Annotated in this window: 2 protein-coding genes and 1 pseudogene; all 3 read right to left on the reverse strand. The window is 69.6% G+C overall.

All coding sequences use genetic code 11. From position 1 onward, the window contains the following. Positions 1 to 97: 97 nt before the first annotated feature. Positions 98 to 436 (reverse strand): winged helix-turn-helix domain-containing protein, encoded by a 339-nt coding sequence (locus tag ABD369_RS40610; RefSeq protein ID WP_344641663.1) that lies wholly within the window; start codon positions 434 to 436, stop codon positions 98 to 100. After that, positions 433 to 663, reverse strand: coding sequence for a hypothetical protein (locus tag ABD369_RS40615; RefSeq protein WP_344641664.1), 231 nt, complete (start codon positions 661 to 663; stop codon positions 433 to 435). Before ABD369_RS40615 ends, ABD369_RS40610 begins: the two co-directional genes overlap by 4 nt. A 273-nt stretch (positions 664 to 936) precedes the next feature. Then, positions 937 to 1,268 (reverse strand): annotated as a pseudogene (locus ABD369_RS40620) (hypothetical protein); the annotation flags it as partial.

Below are 1,268 nucleotides of genomic sequence, written 5' to 3' on the forward strand. Positions count from 1 at the left end.
GGCCCTCGCCATACCCACAGGCACAAACAGCACGCCCGGACAAGCAGAAACGGCCCGCCAGCAAAGCTGACGAGCCGTCATGCAAGATCGAGGCTAGCTAGGGCTCCGGGTCTGAGCTGCCCTGTTCGATCTGGTGGATGAGCCGCTTGAGTTGGTTGACTTCCTCCCTCAGCGCGCGGTCGCCGGCCGGGGTGAGGGTGAGCCAGGTGCGGGCACGTTTGCCCTCGTAGCCCTTCTCGACGTCGATCAGCCCGGCTTTCTCCAGGGTGGCCAGGTGCTGGCTGAGGTTTCCGGCGGTGAGTTCGAGCATCGTGCGCAGGAAGCCGAACTCGACCCGGCGCGCTTGGTGGGCGATGGTGAGGATGCCGAGGCGCACGCGCTGGTGGACGATGTCGTCCAGCCCGGTGACGGGGTGCGGGTCGGGCTGTTCGGTCATGACGCGTTGCGCCGGTCGGGCAGCTCGGCCAGGCCGAAACCGAGGGCGCCGAGCAGGAGCAGCAGGCCGGGGACGCCGAAGGTGGGCAGGGCGGACCAGGGCGAGGTGAACGGGATCCCTGTCCAGCCGGTGGTGAGCGGCACCAGCTCGATGGCCAGATACACCACAGTGAGCAGCAGCAGGGCGCGGCTGCGTTCCACCCAGGACAGCACCAGCAGCGGCACCATGGCGTTCCCGGCGAGCCGTTCTGTCCTCTGACATCGGACCTTGATCGCTTGCCACCGAAGTTTGACCACTGCGGGTTTGTGCCACTGAAGATTGACCGCCCATGTCCGCGTACCTGCGGAAGCGCGGGGCCAGTACGGCTCGACGTGCAGCGGAGGCTGGTTCTGCGTGCCGTCTGTGGCATCTGACGGACAGCCGAAACGGAAGGCGGTCGGCGATGGGCGTTGAGCGGACCGGTGGCTGGAGGTGCGGCGCTGCGTGCCCGTGTGAGCTGCTCAGTACCGGCGCAGTAGCGGCCACAGGGCCGCCCACGGGCGGTCCGGTCCCGCGCAGAGCACGACGGCCGCGTGCTGCTCCATGTTCGCCGTGCCGTGCCCGTTGTCGACGCGCGCGACCGTGCGGCAGGCGGTGAAGTGGTCCTCCAGATCGGCGTAGCCCGCCGGGTGGACGAGCAGCACCGGCCCCGTGGCGGTGGCCGGTGGCGGGCCCCAGGCGTACAGGCCCATGTGACCGGAGTACGGGGATGGCAGGCCGAGGGCGGGCCCGTACTGCGCGAGGGCTCCGGCCTCGCCGTAGTTCGAGGTCAGCAGCACGGCGGTGGCCCGCT

Origin of the sequence: Kitasatospora cystarginea (assembly GCF_039533515.1) — a bacterium.
GTDB lineage: Bacteria > Actinomycetota > Actinomycetes > Streptomycetales > Streptomycetaceae > Kitasatospora > Kitasatospora cystarginea.

What these genes read in the sequence shown, in the direction of transcription:
- ABD369_RS40610 (WP_344641663.1), bottom strand. Translation starts at nt 436, where the DNA reads ATGACCGAACAGCCCGACCCGCACCCCGTCACCGGGCTGGACGACATC.
- ABD369_RS40615 (WP_344641664.1), bottom strand. Translation starts at nt 663, where the DNA reads ATGGTGCCGCTGCTGGTGCTGTCCTGGGTGGAACGCAGCCGCGCCCTG.